A 13,091-nucleotide genomic window follows, 5' to 3' on the forward strand; every position below is an offset into this window, starting at 1 on the left:
GCATTCAGACAATAAAAAAGGGGCTCAGGCCCCTTTTTTATTGTCTCTAATTTATCGTCTTTTATTCAGTATTTGTTACGCCAATTCATTACTCTTCCATTTCATCCACGCTCATAGCGCAGCTGTTGAAACCACCATCGACGTAAATGTTCTGCGCGGCAATCCCTGACGCCATGTCAGAGCACAGGAAGGCGGCGGTATTGCCTACTTCATTAATGGTGATATTGCGTCCGAGTGGCGCGCGATCGGCATTCTTTTTCAGCATGCGGCGGAAGCTCTTAATACCGGCGGCAGCGAGCGTTTTAATCGGACCAGCCGAGATGGAATTAACGCGAATGCCTTCTTTTCCGAGAGAGCCTGCCAGATAGCGTACAGAGGCTTCCAGGGAGGCTTTTGCCAGTCCCATGACGTTGTAGTTCGGCAGCGTCTGTTGCGAGCCATGATAGGTCAGGGTGAGCATGGCGCCGTTACGTCCCTGCATCAGCGGGCGGGCGCCTTTGGCAAGTGCAACAAAACTGTATGAGCTAATGTCGTGTGCCATACGGAAACCTTCGCGGGTGGTCACGCTCAGATAGTCACCGTCCAGCTCGTGTGCCGGTGCAAAGCCCACTGAGTGAATCAGAATGTCCAGATGACCCCATTTCTTTTCCAGCTCGGTGAATACCGCCGCAATTTCTTCATCAGAGGCCACATCACACGGCAGGCAGATATCTGAATCCCAGCCTGCGGCCATTTTTTCTACGCGTTCTTTTAATTTTTCACCCTGATAGGTAAAGGCGAGCTCTGCACCTTCACGGTGGAAAGCATCGGCAATGCCATAAGCAATCGAGTGTTTGCTGGCAACACCAACAATCAAAGCTTTTTTACCGGTTAACATACCCATGTTGAGATCCTTTTTATTCCGGACTGAAACAGTCGGTTGTGATTATCACGGCTGAATAGGGTTCAGCCTGTATTGAATATTAATGTTGGGTTGGCTGTCGCTGTTTTTAGCACGTTCAGGTTGCGCCAATATGTCAGCGCGTTGCTTGCGGTCGATCCAGAAAAGTCCTCCGGTGACGGGATCAAACGGATCAAATAAATCGCTGCTGATGCGCGTTCCCGGCAACTCTGGCAGTTTGACCCATTGCCAGTTGGCCGAACGGCTGTAAGGAAAACCATAGCCATAACTGAAGATGGCTTCATCTAATAGAATCTGCTCCGTCTGCGCGGCTTGCTGGTCCGGATTTTTATCTGTCTTCGCTAAAAGCTGGCCGATTTTTTTACCGGCTATCAATATCTGGCCTTTATCAGGCTGGAATAACGATAGAAATCCATCGCTATTTAACGGCGCGGTAAAGCTGAGCCAGACAAGGTCATAGTCTGCGGAGGCAAGGGCACTGCGTAATACTTCCGGCGATACATTTTCCAGATGTAAATTCAGCCCGGCAGACACCGCCTGTTGTTGCAGAAAATTCAGAAAACTCAGATCCTGATTATTGCTGTAAAGCAGAGTCAGTGCCGCCGGTAAGGAAGAGGCGGCGGAATCTGTTTCTGCCGATTTTTTCCCGCCCACAGGATTAAAATAAGGCTGAAGTTTTACGGCGCCGTTAAGGCTGGTGACGGCGCGCTCCAGATCAACAGCGTTTAATACGGCCCTGCGCTGAGCGCTTTTTTTCAATAATGGATTGTCGGCGTTCAGCAGCAGCCCATTCATAGGGAGCGGAGCCTGGTGATAATACTGAATCCGGTCGATGCGTTTATTTTGGCTCAGCTGTGTCATTCTGGCCGATTGCCAATTTTCCGGGTTGTTAAGGGTCATCGTATCCAATTCGCCACGTTCCAGCAGGTCTATTGCCGGATGGTTATTATCTGGCATGCGCAGGTTGATGCGGCGAACATTAAAACGATGTTTGAAATAGGTTTTATTCAGTCCCCACCAGTCGCTGGTTTTACGCAGAACAATGTGTGCGTTGTGACTGATTTGCGCCAGATAATAAGGCCCGGTAGTTGGTTCGGGATACCAGTTGAAACTCTTGGGCCAGCCGTTGGCGTTGCGATAAATATGCGCTGCAAATGGCCGCAGCGAAGCAAGCTCATTAATCGTCGCGGCGCTTGCGGGTTGGTGCAGAACAAAAGCAAAACGTTGCTGATCAAATATCTCCAGTTGTTTAACCAGGCGCTGCAGTTGTTCTGCCTGCCAGTTGGCAGCAGTGGCAGGATTGCCTAAAAACTGCATTGTGAAACGGATGTCGTCGGTGGTAACGGCAACGCCATCGGACCATCGGGCGTCAGCGTCCAGCTCAAAGTACAGGCGATCAGCTTTTTCATTTAAGCGCCAGCGACTGGCAAGCATGGGAATCCACTGCGAGTCCTGAGGGTGACGGGCAACCAGGGGCAGCTGGAGCTTTTCCAGTATCGCGCTGAAATTATGCGGTGTTTGCGGACCTGCGCGGCGCAGGTTTGGTGGAAATTGCAGCAGCACCTGACGCAAGATGCCGGCTGATTTTGCGCGGCTGTCACTCCAGCTGGCGCTGCTGTTATTGCTTTGCCAGGCGACTTCGGCGAGTTCGCTGCTGGGTTTGTCTGCAACCGCGACCGGGAAGCTGGCGCGGGAGCTGCTGCAGAACAATAAAAGGCTGATCAGGGTACTTAGCAGCAGGGCTGATCTGTTGGGGCACGGTGTTAACGTCATGTTGCCCATCCTATGGGCAGTGCCTGTACTTTGGCAATCCGTTGTTATTCCACATATTGTGTCCATTGCGTTAATAATGGCATGTCGCTTAACGCATAACATCCACATAGAGCGTTAACGTCTGGCCCGGTTGCAGGTACTTTTCTTTCACCTGCGATGAGTTCCAGCGTTTTACATCGGAAATCCGGACATTGAACTTCTGCGAAATACGCGCCAGCGAATCCCCCGAGCGGACACGGTAGTTCACCTTGCGGATCACCTCGCGCTTACCCGGCATATTCTTTTTGCTCCAGATAACCAGCGATTGTCCTGCACGCAGTGGATCACCGGGCGCCATGCCATTCCAGCGCGCCAGATCACTGACTTTAACGTCGTGTGAGCGGGCAATTTCCCAGAAGCTGTCACCAGAGCGCACACGGTATTCCACGCGCTCACTGTTGCCCGGACGGCGCAGTGTCTTCAGGCGATCAAGGCGCTGTGACACGCTGTGCGAATAGCTGTCCTGGCTTTTGAAGGCTCCCGGAATTAACAGTTGTTCGCCGGCGCGGATAATATTGCCGCGGATGCCATTGGCCTGTTTCAGTGCGTCCGGGGTGGTATGGAATTGCTTGGCAATGGTAATCAGGCTGTCGCCATTGCGGACAGCGTAGCGTTGCCATTTAAGACGAGCGCTGGCTGGCAGGCTCGCCAGTTGCTCGGTAAACACATCGTACTGAGCGACCGGAATAAGCACTTCGTGCGGACCGCTGGGGCGGGTTGCCCAACGATTAAAACCCGGATTGAGTTTATAGATTTCATCCAGTGGTGTCTGGGACAGCTCTGCCACCTGAGACAGATCAATCTGACCACCGGTTTCGGCCACGGCGAAGTAAGGCTCGTCAGGCACTGGCAGCAGCGTTATCTGATACTCTTCGGCCGATTTGACCAGCTTGGCCAGGGCAATTAGCTTGGGTACATAGTCGCGGGTTTCTTTCGGCAGATCCAGTGACCAGAAATCGGTGGCAAGGCCACGGGCGCGGTTTTTACGCATGGCTTTGCGTACGGTACCGGCACCGGAGTTATAGGCCGCCAGCGCCAGCAGCCAGTCGCCGTTAAACTCGCGCTGCAGAGCATCCAGGTACATCAGGGCGGCTTCGGTTGCCGCGCGGATGTCGCGGCGACCGTCGTGCCACCAATCCTGCTGCAGACCGAAATCACGCCCGGTTGACGGAATAAACTGCCAAACACCCGAGGCGCGACCATGGGAATAGGCAAACGGATCAAAAGCGCTTTCGACAATCGGCAGCAGCGCCAGCTCGCCGGGAACATTGCGCGCTTCAATCTGCTCCGCAATAAAGTGCAGATAACGCACGCCCCGTTCGGCCACCCGGTCCATGTAGGACTGATGAGACTTAAACCAGTTAAGCTGGGCTGCGATTCTTGGATTATCGATGTTGGTATCCAGCTGGTAAGACGCAATGATGCGTTGCCAGATATCTTCATAGGTCGTATGGGAAACATCCTGCGGCTGCCAGTCTTCAATAACCGTCAGGACCATGTCGGAACGCTTCTGTTCCGGCTCGCTGTCTGCTTTGGTTGCCAGTTGGCTACAACCCGCCATAAAAAGGGCAGACAGTAATAGAGTGAATTGCTGCATGTGATTACAATGTCGCTACGTGGCCGGCCAGTCTAGTTTCCAGGGCGGCGTGTAGCAAGCGAACGAGGTTATATGAATACCGTCGGCAGCCGGATTAAACCGGAAATATATCAACGCTGGTTGCAACGCCCGGCAACACAACGCCTGCTGGCGCTGGAAGCCGGCTGGCTGCGCGATTGGGTCAGCCAGTTACACGGCGGCCATCTGCTGTACACCGGCATTGATTCTGATCCCCGGTTTCTGCAGCGCAGCCGCTTACAGCACAGTTTTCGTATGGGCTTGCCATGGCAGCGTGGTGTGGTCGCCGCTCAGGGTGAAATGCGCGATGGTGCCTGGCCTTTTGCCGATGAAAGTCTTGATGTGGTGGTATTGCAGCATTCGCTCGATATGAGCCACCGTCCACATCAGATGATTCGCGAAGCGGCCCGTACGGTTATGCCGAACGGTTATCTGATCGTCGTTGGCTTTAATCCTTACAGTTGGTGGGGCGGAATACGCTGGCTCAGAACCTTTTCAACGGAATTGCCGTGGCTGACGAATCCGGTTAGTGAGTCGCGTCTGCGTGACTGGCTGTTGTTGCTGGACTTCCGGGTCGAGCAGGTATCACCGGTTGCCCATACCTGGCCACTGAGTATCGTTTCTGAATCGGTCAGCCGCCGTATCGACCGTGTGCTGGCCGGAACGCATTGGCTGCCCGCCAATGCCTATGTTCTGGTGGCCCGCAAAACGGTAGCCGGTCTGACTCCGATCCGGCCGCGGCGCTGGCAACTGCCTGAAGCCAGTTTCGGCATGGCATCACCGGTAGCGTCCAGCGTGGCCGGAACTCAACATTGTGGAAAATAACATGACTGCGAAAGTCCATCTTTTTACCGATGGCGCCTGTAAAGGTAATCCTGGCCCCGGCGGTTGGGGAGCATTGCTGCGTTACGGCGATGTGGAAAAAGAACTCTTCGGTGGCGAAGCCAATACCACCAATAACCGCATGGAACTGATGGCAGCGATCGAAGGGCTTAAAGCTCTTAAACGCCCGTGCAGCGTGGTGCTGACCACGGATTCTCAGTATGTGATGAAGGGCATTAACGAATGGCTGGCCGGCTGGAAGAAAAAGGGCTGGCGTAATGCCGCAAAACAGCCGATTAAAAATCAGGACTTGTGGCAGCAGCTGGATGCTGAATGTCAGCGTCATCAGGTTGAATGGCGCTGGGTAAGGGGCCATACCGGTCACGCGGAAAACGAGCGCGCTGACCAGTTGGCCAATAAAGGGGTAGCCGGAGTGAAAGCATGAGACAGGTTGTACTGGATACTGAAACGACCGGTATTGGCGAAGGGCACCGTATTGTTGAAATTGGCTGTGTTGAAATCTTTGAACGCAAGCTGACCGGGCGGCATTACCATGTGTATGTTCATCCGCAGCGTGATATCGATCCGGAAGCCGCCGCCGTTCACGGCATTACCAACGAATGGTTGGTCGAACAGGGCGCGCCGGTGTTTGCGCAGGTGGCTGATGAATTCCGCGAGTTCATCGCCGGGTCGCAACTGGTGATCCATAACGCAGCGTTCGACGTGGGGATGATGGATGCGGAATTCCGGCGTCTGAATCTGTCGCTGACACGGGATTTCTGTGGCGTTCTCGATACCCTGAAAATGGCTCGTGATCTGCACCCCGGAGCGCGTAACAGCCTCGATGCGTTGTGTAAGCGTTACGGTATCGACAACAGTCATCGTGATCTGCACGGCGCCTTACTGGATGCCGAGATTCTGGCCGATGTGTACCTGACCATGACCGGCGGCCAGACGGCTCTGGCCCTGGCGGTCGAAGAAGATAAAAAAGAAGAAGAGGTGGTGATTGATATCGGTGACATCGATCTGGATGCCGTCAATCAACGCATCATCCGCGCCAGTGCGGAAGAAACCGCCGCGCATGAGAAAATGCTCGATCTGATTGATAAAAAAAGCGACGGCGCCATCTGGCGCCGTTGAGAGTATAACCGTTCGGCTCTGAATTCTCAGAGCCAGTGCGTTACCGCAAAATAGCCAACGCCGGTCATCACAATGGTGTATGGCAGAGCCATCACCACCATACGGCCATAAGACAGACGAATCAGCGGGGCTAATGCTGATGTCAGCAAGAACAGGAACGCTGCCTGGCCATTTGGCGTGGCGACGCTTGGCAGATTGGTGCCGGTATTAATGGCCGTCGCCAGTAAGTCAAACTGTTCGCGGGTGATATCGCCCGCCGTCAGAGCGGCTTTCACTTCTGAGATATAAACCGTCGCAACAAATACGTTATCGCTGATCATCGACAGAACACCGTTGGCGAGGAAGAACACGCCAGGCTGGGCCGCCGTCGACACATTATCGGTGTTCAGAATCCAGGTGATGATTGGGGTAAACAGGTGTTGGGCGTGGATAACACCAACAATAGAGAAAAACACCACCAGCAGGGCGGTGAATGGCAGCGCTTCTTCAAAGGCTTTGCCCAGCTGATGCTCTTCAATAATGCCATTGAAAGCGGTCAGCAATACGATCACCAGTAAACCGATCAGGCCGACTTCTGCCAGATGCATGGCCAGGCCAACGACCAGAAATAGCGCAACCAAACCCTGAACCCAAAGCTGTGCGATCCGTTTTTGAGTCATGTGCTGCTTTTGTTCTTCGTTGAAATTTTCCAGAATGCTGCGCACATCGTCCGGCAGTTTTGCGCCATAACCGAACCAGCTCATCTTTTCCAGCAACAGACAGGTCAGCAGGCCTGCGGCCAATACCGGCATCGTAACCGGTGCCATCATGGTGAAGAATTCTGCAAACTCCCAGCCGGCAACCTTCGCAATCAACAGGTTTTGTGGCTCGCCGACCAGCGTGCAAACGCCACCCAGTGCAGTACCAACCGCACCGTGCATCATCAGGCTGCGCAGGAATGCGCGGAAACTTTCGAGATCAAGGCGGTGCTGCTCTTTTAAGTCATCATCATTGCCATGATCGTGGTCGTTGTTGAAGTTCTTACCGCTCGCCACTTTGTGATAAACGCTGTAAAAACCCACCGATACGCTGATCAGCACTGCGGTCACGGTCAGTGCATCAAGGAAGGCTGACAGGATGGCGGCGACCACACAAAACAGAAACGACAGAACCATTTTGGAGCGCACACCGAGCAGAATCTTGGTGAATACGAACAGCAACAGATCCTTCATAAAGTAAATGCCCGCCACCATAAACATCAGCAGCAGGATCACCGGAAAATTCGCCAGAGTTTCTTCGTAAACGATTTCCGGACTGGCCATGCCGAGCAGGATCGATTCAATGGCCAGCAGGCCACCCGGCTGAAGCGGGTAACATTTCAGCGCCATTGCCAGGGTGAAAATGAATTCAAGAATCAGAATCCAGCCGGTTATGTAAGAACCAAGGGTATAAAGAAAGACAACGTTCAGGGCCAGAAAGGCCAGAATCGTTTTTTTGTACCAGAGCGGAGCGTTGCCAAGAAAATTACTGACAAAAGCAGCGGGCAGGGAGGACTGCATGGTGGAATTCCTTTTGATCAGGCCGAAGGGCTAAGCGCGTGCGCAATTTAATGGGTTTTCAATTATTTGCAACTCATCCTTAAGGTGAGTCGTACATATTGAGCCGTTGAAACCAAAGCTGACCCCGTTTGTCTGAATTGCCAAGTGGGTTTTTGTGACCCCAGTATAGTTGAAGGGCAAGCCTTTGCTGAAAACGCTTCGCGCTTTGCTCTTATAGTCGTTAGAATCACATGATCATAACAATGAATGACGCTAGTAATGGCTGATATATCGACAGGAAGTGAAATCACACAATTTGCTGCCTCACTGAATCTGGTGAAGGCTGAAATTGCCAATGCACTGGATCAGGCTGCCGCGCAGCTTGATGTGTACTCAGAACATGGAAACGCCGATAACCTGCGTGCCTTCCTTGAGGAAGTGCAGCAGGTACGGGGTACTTTCAAAATGCTGGATTTCCGGGCAGGCGAGCGTCTGTGCGAGGAGCTGGCAGAAACCGGACGGGTCGTGCGTAACCAGAGTGTGTCTGAATCCACTCTGTCGGCGTTTACCCAGGCCATCGTTTTTCTTAAGCGCTACGTGGATTTTGTTGTCAGTGGTGACCCGGTTGCGCCGAGTCTGTTACTGCCGACCATTAATCTGGTGCGTAAAGAGCGTCAGGAAAAACCGTTGCCGGAAGCCTACTTCTTTCTGGTTAACCTGCGTCCCAAACTGACAATCCCACCGGCTGAAGCCGGTGCTGCAAGTTTCCCTTATCGTCGTGCCCGCCAGCTTTATCAGCTTGGTTTGATTGGCCTGATGCGTGGCAACGGTCGCCGTGGGCCTCTGCAGGTAATGTTGCGTGCTGTTCGCCGCTTTGAGCGCGCCAGTCGTGGCGGCGCTGCCTGGTTGTTCTGGTCCGTGGTCAGCGGTGCACTGGAATCGCTTTCCCAGGATGCGTTCGAAATGACACCGCAGCGCTTGTCACTGCTCGGTACGCTGGACCGTCAGGTGCGTAAAATCCAGGATACCGAAGGCAAGGCCTTTAATGAAAAGCTGCCGGACTGGTTACTGAAAGAGTTTTTATACATCGTTGCCTTAGCAGAGCCGGACACGGAACTGCTGTATCAGCTGCAACAGGATTTCCACATCGATCGCAGCATTAAAGAGTCACAACTGGCCGTATCACGGGCCAAATTGTCCGGCCCGGATCAATCGGCGCTGGAATCGCTGTCCGATGCATTGCAGGAAGAGTTGCAGTCGGTTAAAGATCTGGTGGATCTGTTTGAACGTACCGACGTCAGCGAAGCCAACTACGAAGAGCTGATTTCATCACTGTCCCGCATTGGCGATACGCTGCAGATTACCAATCTGGGTGAAGCCGCAGAGCGCACCAGTCGCTTGTGTCAGCGCTTGCGCGACGTAGGCGCCAAAGGTGTCGTGGGGGATATGGCCTTTATCGCCGATGAAATCATTCACATAGAACAGGCGATGCGCGCACTGACGCACAAGGGTCTGGAGAAAGATTCACTGGTTGATCCGGTCAGTCTCAGCGAGGCAAAAATTGCCGTACTGTCCGAATCAATGACCGCATTAACGATGATCAAACGTGCCATTGGCGCTTATCTGGATTCCAGTGGCGATAAATTGCACGTGCGTAACGTCGGTAAGAGCCTGATCGATGTGGCCGGTGCCATGATGTTTCTGGAGAAAGAATCGGTATACAACATGCTGATTGATCTCGATACCTTCGTCACCAAACAGGTTCTGGAAGAAGATCTGCCGCCGTCAGAAGCCAAAATGGAAGCTTTTGCTGATGCGATCACCGCCATTGAATACTTCCTTGACTCCCTCAATGGGCAGTCCGCAGGAGCAGAAGAAGCCCTGCAGTTGGCCAGGGAAAGTATTTCGCATCTGAGGAATTAACATGCTGCAAGGAAGCCTGACGGGTTTTACGCTCGTCTTTCTGCTGGTCGCATTGGCCGTTATCGTTGTGCTCTGGTGGGGACGCGACTGGTTTATCCAATGGCTGAAAGGTACCGCCGGACTGATTCTGCTTATCAGTAGTGTCATTGCAGTGTTTATGCTGGTTGATGTCTGGAGCTATAAGCAGCTGCTTAAAGAAGAGCCTTTGGTCAGTGTCAGCGTGTATCAGCTGGATGATCAGGTATTTGATCTGACCCTGGTGGATAACGATAACCAGGAGCGTCGCTTTAAGATTCTGGGAGATCAGTGGCAGCTGGATGTACGTTTACTGGTCTGGAAAGGACCGTTTGCCGCACTTGGTGCCAGCCCGTTATACCGTCTTGACCGCCTTTCTGGCCGCTATCTCTCACTGGAGCAGGAACGCACGGCAGAACGCACCGTTTACAGCCTGGCGGAGTCACGCTGGTTCGATCTGTGGGACTCGTTGCGTCATCATAAACTTTGGCTGGATGCTCAGTTTGGCAGTGCTGTGTATATGCCATTGGTTAATGGTGCTGTGTATTCCGTGCAGTTAACACCGAAAGGACTCATTGCCCGGCCATTGAACGATGTGGCGGAGCAGGCGCTTCAGGGGGAGTGGTAATCAGCAATGCCTGTTCAGGTGGCGGGCATAAACAGCAGGCATAAAAAAAGCGACCGGAAGGTCGCTTTTTTTATGCATTCAGCAATTAAGCAGGGAAGAATTCGCCCAGCTTGGTTGCCAGCATCATGTCGCCTTCAACACGCAGTTGACCAGACATGAAAGCTTGCATGCCGTCAGTCTCACCAGAAGCGATACCAGCGAAGGTCTCGGTGTTCATGATCAGAGTAACGTTAGCGTCGTCGTTAGCACCTTCAGCAACAGCACAAGTGCCGTCTTTAACGATCAGGTGGTAAGTTTCGCCGTCTTCAATGTTGAATTGGAAGATCAGATCAACGCCAGCAGCAGCAGCGGCGTTGAACTTGCTGTTCATGGTTTCGATGATTTCTGCAACAGATGCCATAACGGTTTCCTTATTATTGCTACAAAAGACAGGAGATCTGCTGATGGGTGAGGCGCATATCAGCATCCTGTCAGGACTTTGTCTTACGTCAGACCGCACAACTCTATGGGCTGGCAAGGTGGGTGTCAACGAAAAATCATACGATTGTTTGAAACGCAGAAAGTGCGCTGACTTGTACGCGTCTGCCATTCAGTTATGCTTGCGGACTATTTTAAATTCATTAAGGAACAAAGCGTGGAATTCCTGGCAGAGTACGGAGCTTTTCTGTTGAAGGCTGTCACCATTGTGGTGGCCATTCTGGTTGTTATCGGGGGCGTGGTTTCCATCAGCATGCGTAACCGTCGTTCAGACGATGGTGAACTGGTTGTAAAAAAGCTCAATGATGAGCTGGATAATCATAAAGAAGATCTTGAGTACGCGCTGTATTCAAAAGAAGAGCTGAAAGCGCTGGAAAAAGATAAGAAGAAAGAAGACAAAGCGAAAGAAAAAGCTGAGAAAAAACGTCTCAAAGACGGGCTGGAAGCCACCGACAAGCGTAAGCGCGTCTATGTTCTCGATTTTGATGGTGATATTCAGGCCAGTCAGGTTGAGCTGATGCGCCAGGAAATCACCGCGGTACTGACCATGGCAACCGCCGAAGACGAAGTGGTTGTCCGTCTGGAAAGTGGTGGCGGTATGGTGCATTCCTACGGACTGGGGGCCTCTCAGCTCAAGCGTATCCGTGATCACGGTATCCCGCTGACCGTATGTGTCGACAAAGTGGCCGCCAGTGGTGGTTATATGATGGCGTGTCTGGCCAATCGTATTGTTGCCGCACCGTTCGCCATTATCGGTTCTATTGGTGTGGTCGCTCAGCTGCCTAACTTTAATCGCTTGCTGAAAAAGCACGACGTTGATTATGAGCTGTTCACCGCCGGTGAATACAAGCGCACCGTCACCATGTTTGGCCATAACTCAGAGAAGGCTAAAGACAAGTTCCAGTCGGATCTGGAAGATACCCATGAACTGTTTAAAGACCATGTTAAACAAAGCCGTCCCGGTGTTGATATCGAAGCGGTTGCCACCGGCGATATCTGGTACGGACAGCAGGCATTGGATCATAGTCTGATTGATGAAGTTGGCACCAGCGACGATTATCTGGTCACCGCCTGTGCCAGCAGTGATGTGTACAGCGTGCGCTATGAGCACAAAAAATCCTTGCAGGAAAAACTGGGCCTGGCGGTGCAGAAAGGGGCTGAAGGCGCATTTACCCGCCTGCTGACCCTGCTCAATAAGCAACAGCAAACCAAAGGCTGAAGCCCCAAAAATAAGGAGTAACTATGACTTTTCTCGCATACCGGGTAGAAGAAACTGAACAAGGCATCCAGGCCGCATGGCAGACGCTGAATGACGATGATTTACCCGCCGGTGATGTGCTGATTGATGTGGCTTACTCCTCGGTCAATTATAAAGATGCGCTGTCCGCCAGTGGCAATAAAGGCGTTACCCGCGCCTATCCGCATACACCGGGGATTGATGTGGCCGGTACCGTATTAGCCAGCAATGATCCGCAGTTCAAAACCGGTGACGAAGTCGTCGTGTTCGGCTACGACCTGGGCATGAACACGGCCGGTGGTTTTGGCCAGCATGTGCGTGTGCCGGCCGGCTGGGTGCTACACAAGCCGCAAACGCTGAGCATGGCGCAGGCCATGGCCTGGGGTACCGCAGGTTTTACCGCAGCTCTGAGCCTGCAAAAACTGGAGCGTGCCGGTATCCGCCCTGATGCGGGACCTGTGGTTGTTACCGGTGCAACCGGAGGCGTGGGTTCGGTAGCGGTCGCGTTGCTGGCGAAGCAGGGCTACGAGGTCGTGGCGCTGTCCGGCAAGCCTGAGCAGGAAAATTTTCTGAAAGGTCTGGGAGCAAGCCGGGTGATCGGTCGTGATGAGGTCCTGGCATTGAAGGGTAAAGCGATGGCCAAGCCGTTATATCAGGCCGCTATCGACACCGTTGGCGGTGATCTGGTATCCGCCTTGATTCCGCAGATTCAACCGGAAGGCGCGGTAACCACCTGCGGCATGATTGCTGGCGTCAAGATCGAAGCCAGTGTCTTCCCGTTTATTCTGCGCGGCGTGAGCCTGCTGGGTGTGGATTCGGTCGAGATACCTCTGGCTGATAAGCAGGCGGTACTGAACAAAGTAGCCGATGCCTGGCAGCTGCCACAATTAGAGGGTATGACTACTGAAATTGGTCGCAGCGAGCTTCCTGCCGTGCTGGCGGCAATTCTGGCCGGTCAGGGGGTTGGCCGTTACCGGGTGAATTTACAGCGCGACTGATGCGTT

The 13,091-nt window shown here is 53.0% G+C and carries 12 protein-coding genes; 7 read left to right on the forward strand and 5 right to left on the reverse strand.

All coding sequences use genetic code 11. The features are described from left to right. Positions 1-88 precede the first annotated feature (88 nt). The 3 genes from NYR02_RS11510 to NYR02_RS11520 form a co-directional block, all read right to left on the reverse strand. Positions 89-883, reverse strand: a complete 795-nt coding sequence (locus NYR02_RS11510; protein WP_260976504.1) for an enoyl-ACP reductase FabI — start codon at positions 881-883, stop codon at positions 89-91. A 45-nt stretch (positions 884-928) separates the two neighbouring features. Next, the gene (locus NYR02_RS11515; RefSeq protein ID WP_260976505.1) at positions 929-2,674 is read right to left on the reverse strand and encodes an ABC transporter substrate-binding protein; all 1,746 of its coding nucleotides are present in this window, start codon (positions 2,672-2,674) and stop codon (positions 929-931) included. 88 nt (positions 2,675-2,762) lie between these two features. Further along, complete coding sequence (locus NYR02_RS11520; RefSeq protein WP_260976506.1) at positions 2,763-4,310, reverse strand: lytic transglycosylase; 1,548 nt, start codon at positions 4,308-4,310, stop codon at positions 2,763-2,765. A gap of 72 nt (positions 4,311-4,382) precedes the next feature. Here NYR02_RS11520 and NYR02_RS11525 point away from each other — a divergent pair, with 72 nt between their 5' ends. Genes NYR02_RS11525 through dnaQ form a run of 3 tightly spaced genes read left to right on the forward strand, consistent with a single transcriptional unit; the run spans position 4,383 to position 6,290 of the window. Continuing rightward, entirely contained in the window at positions 4,383-5,153 is a 771-nt protein-coding gene (locus NYR02_RS11525; RefSeq protein WP_260976507.1) for a class I SAM-dependent methyltransferase, read from the forward strand. 1 nt (position 5,154) lies between these two features. Then, on the forward strand, positions 5,155-5,595 hold the full coding sequence (gene rnhA, locus NYR02_RS11530) for a ribonuclease HI (protein ID WP_260976508.1): 441 nt from the start codon (positions 5,155-5,157) through the stop codon (positions 5,593-5,595). Continuing rightward, positions 5,592-6,290 (forward strand): DNA polymerase III subunit epsilon, encoded by a 699-nt coding sequence (dnaQ, locus tag NYR02_RS11535; protein ID WP_260976509.1) that lies wholly within the window; start codon positions 5,592-5,594, stop codon positions 6,288-6,290. The genes rnhA and dnaQ overlap by 4 nt, the downstream gene beginning before the upstream one ends. A 26-nt stretch (positions 6,291-6,316) precedes the next feature. On the opposite strand, the gene nhaB is transcribed toward dnaQ, so the two are convergent. After that, positions 6,317-7,828, reverse strand: coding sequence for a sodium/proton antiporter NhaB (gene nhaB, locus NYR02_RS11540; protein WP_260976510.1), 1,512 nt, complete (start codon positions 7,826-7,828; stop codon positions 6,317-6,319). A gap of 258 nt (positions 7,829-8,086) precedes the next feature. Between nhaB and NYR02_RS11545 the strand changes: the two genes are divergently transcribed. Continuing rightward, positions 8,087-9,730 (forward strand): FimL-related protein, encoded by a 1,644-nt coding sequence (locus tag NYR02_RS11545; RefSeq protein ID WP_260976511.1) that lies wholly within the window; start codon positions 8,087-8,089, stop codon positions 9,728-9,730. A gap of 1 nt (position 9,731) precedes the next feature. Further along, positions 9,732-10,373 carry a hypothetical protein gene (locus tag NYR02_RS11550; protein ID WP_260976512.1) on the forward strand — a complete coding sequence of 214 codons (642 nt, stop codon included), beginning with the start codon at positions 9,732-9,734 and terminating at the stop codon, positions 10,371-10,373. An 85-nt stretch (positions 10,374-10,458) separates the two neighbouring features. Here the strand turns inward: NYR02_RS11550 and NYR02_RS11555 are convergent, their stop codons facing one another. After that, positions 10,459-10,773 carry an SCP2 sterol-binding domain-containing protein gene (locus NYR02_RS11555; protein ID WP_145468542.1) on the reverse strand — a complete coding sequence of 105 codons (315 nt, stop codon included), beginning with the start codon at positions 10,771-10,773 and terminating at the stop codon, positions 10,459-10,461. A gap of 234 nt (positions 10,774-11,007) precedes the next feature. On the opposite strand from NYR02_RS11555, the gene sohB reads away from it, so the two are divergent. Both sohB and NYR02_RS11565 read left to right on the forward strand, forming a co-directional pair. After that, positions 11,008-12,069: a protease SohB gene (gene sohB, locus NYR02_RS11560; RefSeq protein WP_260976513.1), complete on the forward strand. Its 1,062-nt coding sequence runs from the start codon at positions 11,008-11,010 to the stop codon at positions 12,067-12,069. A gap of 23 nt (positions 12,070-12,092) precedes the next feature. After that, the gene (locus NYR02_RS11565) at positions 12,093-13,085 is read left to right on the forward strand and encodes a YhdH/YhfP family quinone oxidoreductase (protein WP_260976514.1); all 993 of its coding nucleotides are present in this window, start codon (positions 12,093-12,095) and stop codon (positions 13,083-13,085) included. Positions 13,086-13,091 lie beyond the last annotated feature (6 nt).

The sequence above is a fragment of the Thalassolituus pacificus genome (genome assembly GCF_025318105.1).
Classification (GTDB): Bacteria; Pseudomonadota; Gammaproteobacteria; order Pseudomonadales; family Oceanobacteraceae; genus Venatoribacter; species Venatoribacter pacificus.

Bases quoted from the DNA above. Each gene is read 5' to 3' on its own strand.
- NYR02_RS11510 (WP_260976504.1), bottom strand. From the start codon at position 883: ATGGGTATGTTAACCGGTAAAAAAGCTTTGATTGTTGGTGTTGCCAGC.
- NYR02_RS11515 (WP_260976505.1), bottom strand. From the start codon at position 2,674: ATGACGTTAACACCGTGCCCCAACAGATCAGCCCTGCTGCTAAGTACC.
- NYR02_RS11520 (WP_260976506.1), bottom strand. From the start codon at position 4,310: ATGCAGCAATTCACTCTATTACTGTCTGCCCTTTTTATGGCGGGTTGT.
- NYR02_RS11525 (WP_260976507.1), top strand. From the start codon at position 4,383: ATGAATACCGTCGGCAGCCGGATTAAACCGGAAATATATCAACGCTGG.
- rnhA (WP_260976508.1), top strand. From the start codon at position 5,155: ATGACTGCGAAAGTCCATCTTTTTACCGATGGCGCCTGTAAAGGTAAT.
- dnaQ (WP_260976509.1), top strand. From the start codon at position 5,592: ATGAGACAGGTTGTACTGGATACTGAAACGACCGGTATTGGCGAAGGG.
- nhaB (WP_260976510.1), bottom strand. From the start codon at position 7,828: ATGCAGTCCTCCCTGCCCGCTGCTTTTGTCAGTAATTTTCTTGGCAAC.
- NYR02_RS11545 (WP_260976511.1), top strand. From the start codon at position 8,087: ATGGCTGATATATCGACAGGAAGTGAAATCACACAATTTGCTGCCTCA.
- NYR02_RS11550 (WP_260976512.1), top strand. From the start codon at position 9,732: ATGCTGCAAGGAAGCCTGACGGGTTTTACGCTCGTCTTTCTGCTGGTC.
- NYR02_RS11555 (WP_145468542.1), bottom strand. From the start codon at position 10,773: ATGGCATCTGTTGCAGAAATCATCGAAACCATGAACAGCAAGTTCAAC.
- NYR02_RS11565 (WP_260976514.1), top strand. From the start codon at position 12,093: ATGACTTTTCTCGCATACCGGGTAGAAGAAACTGAACAAGGCATCCAG.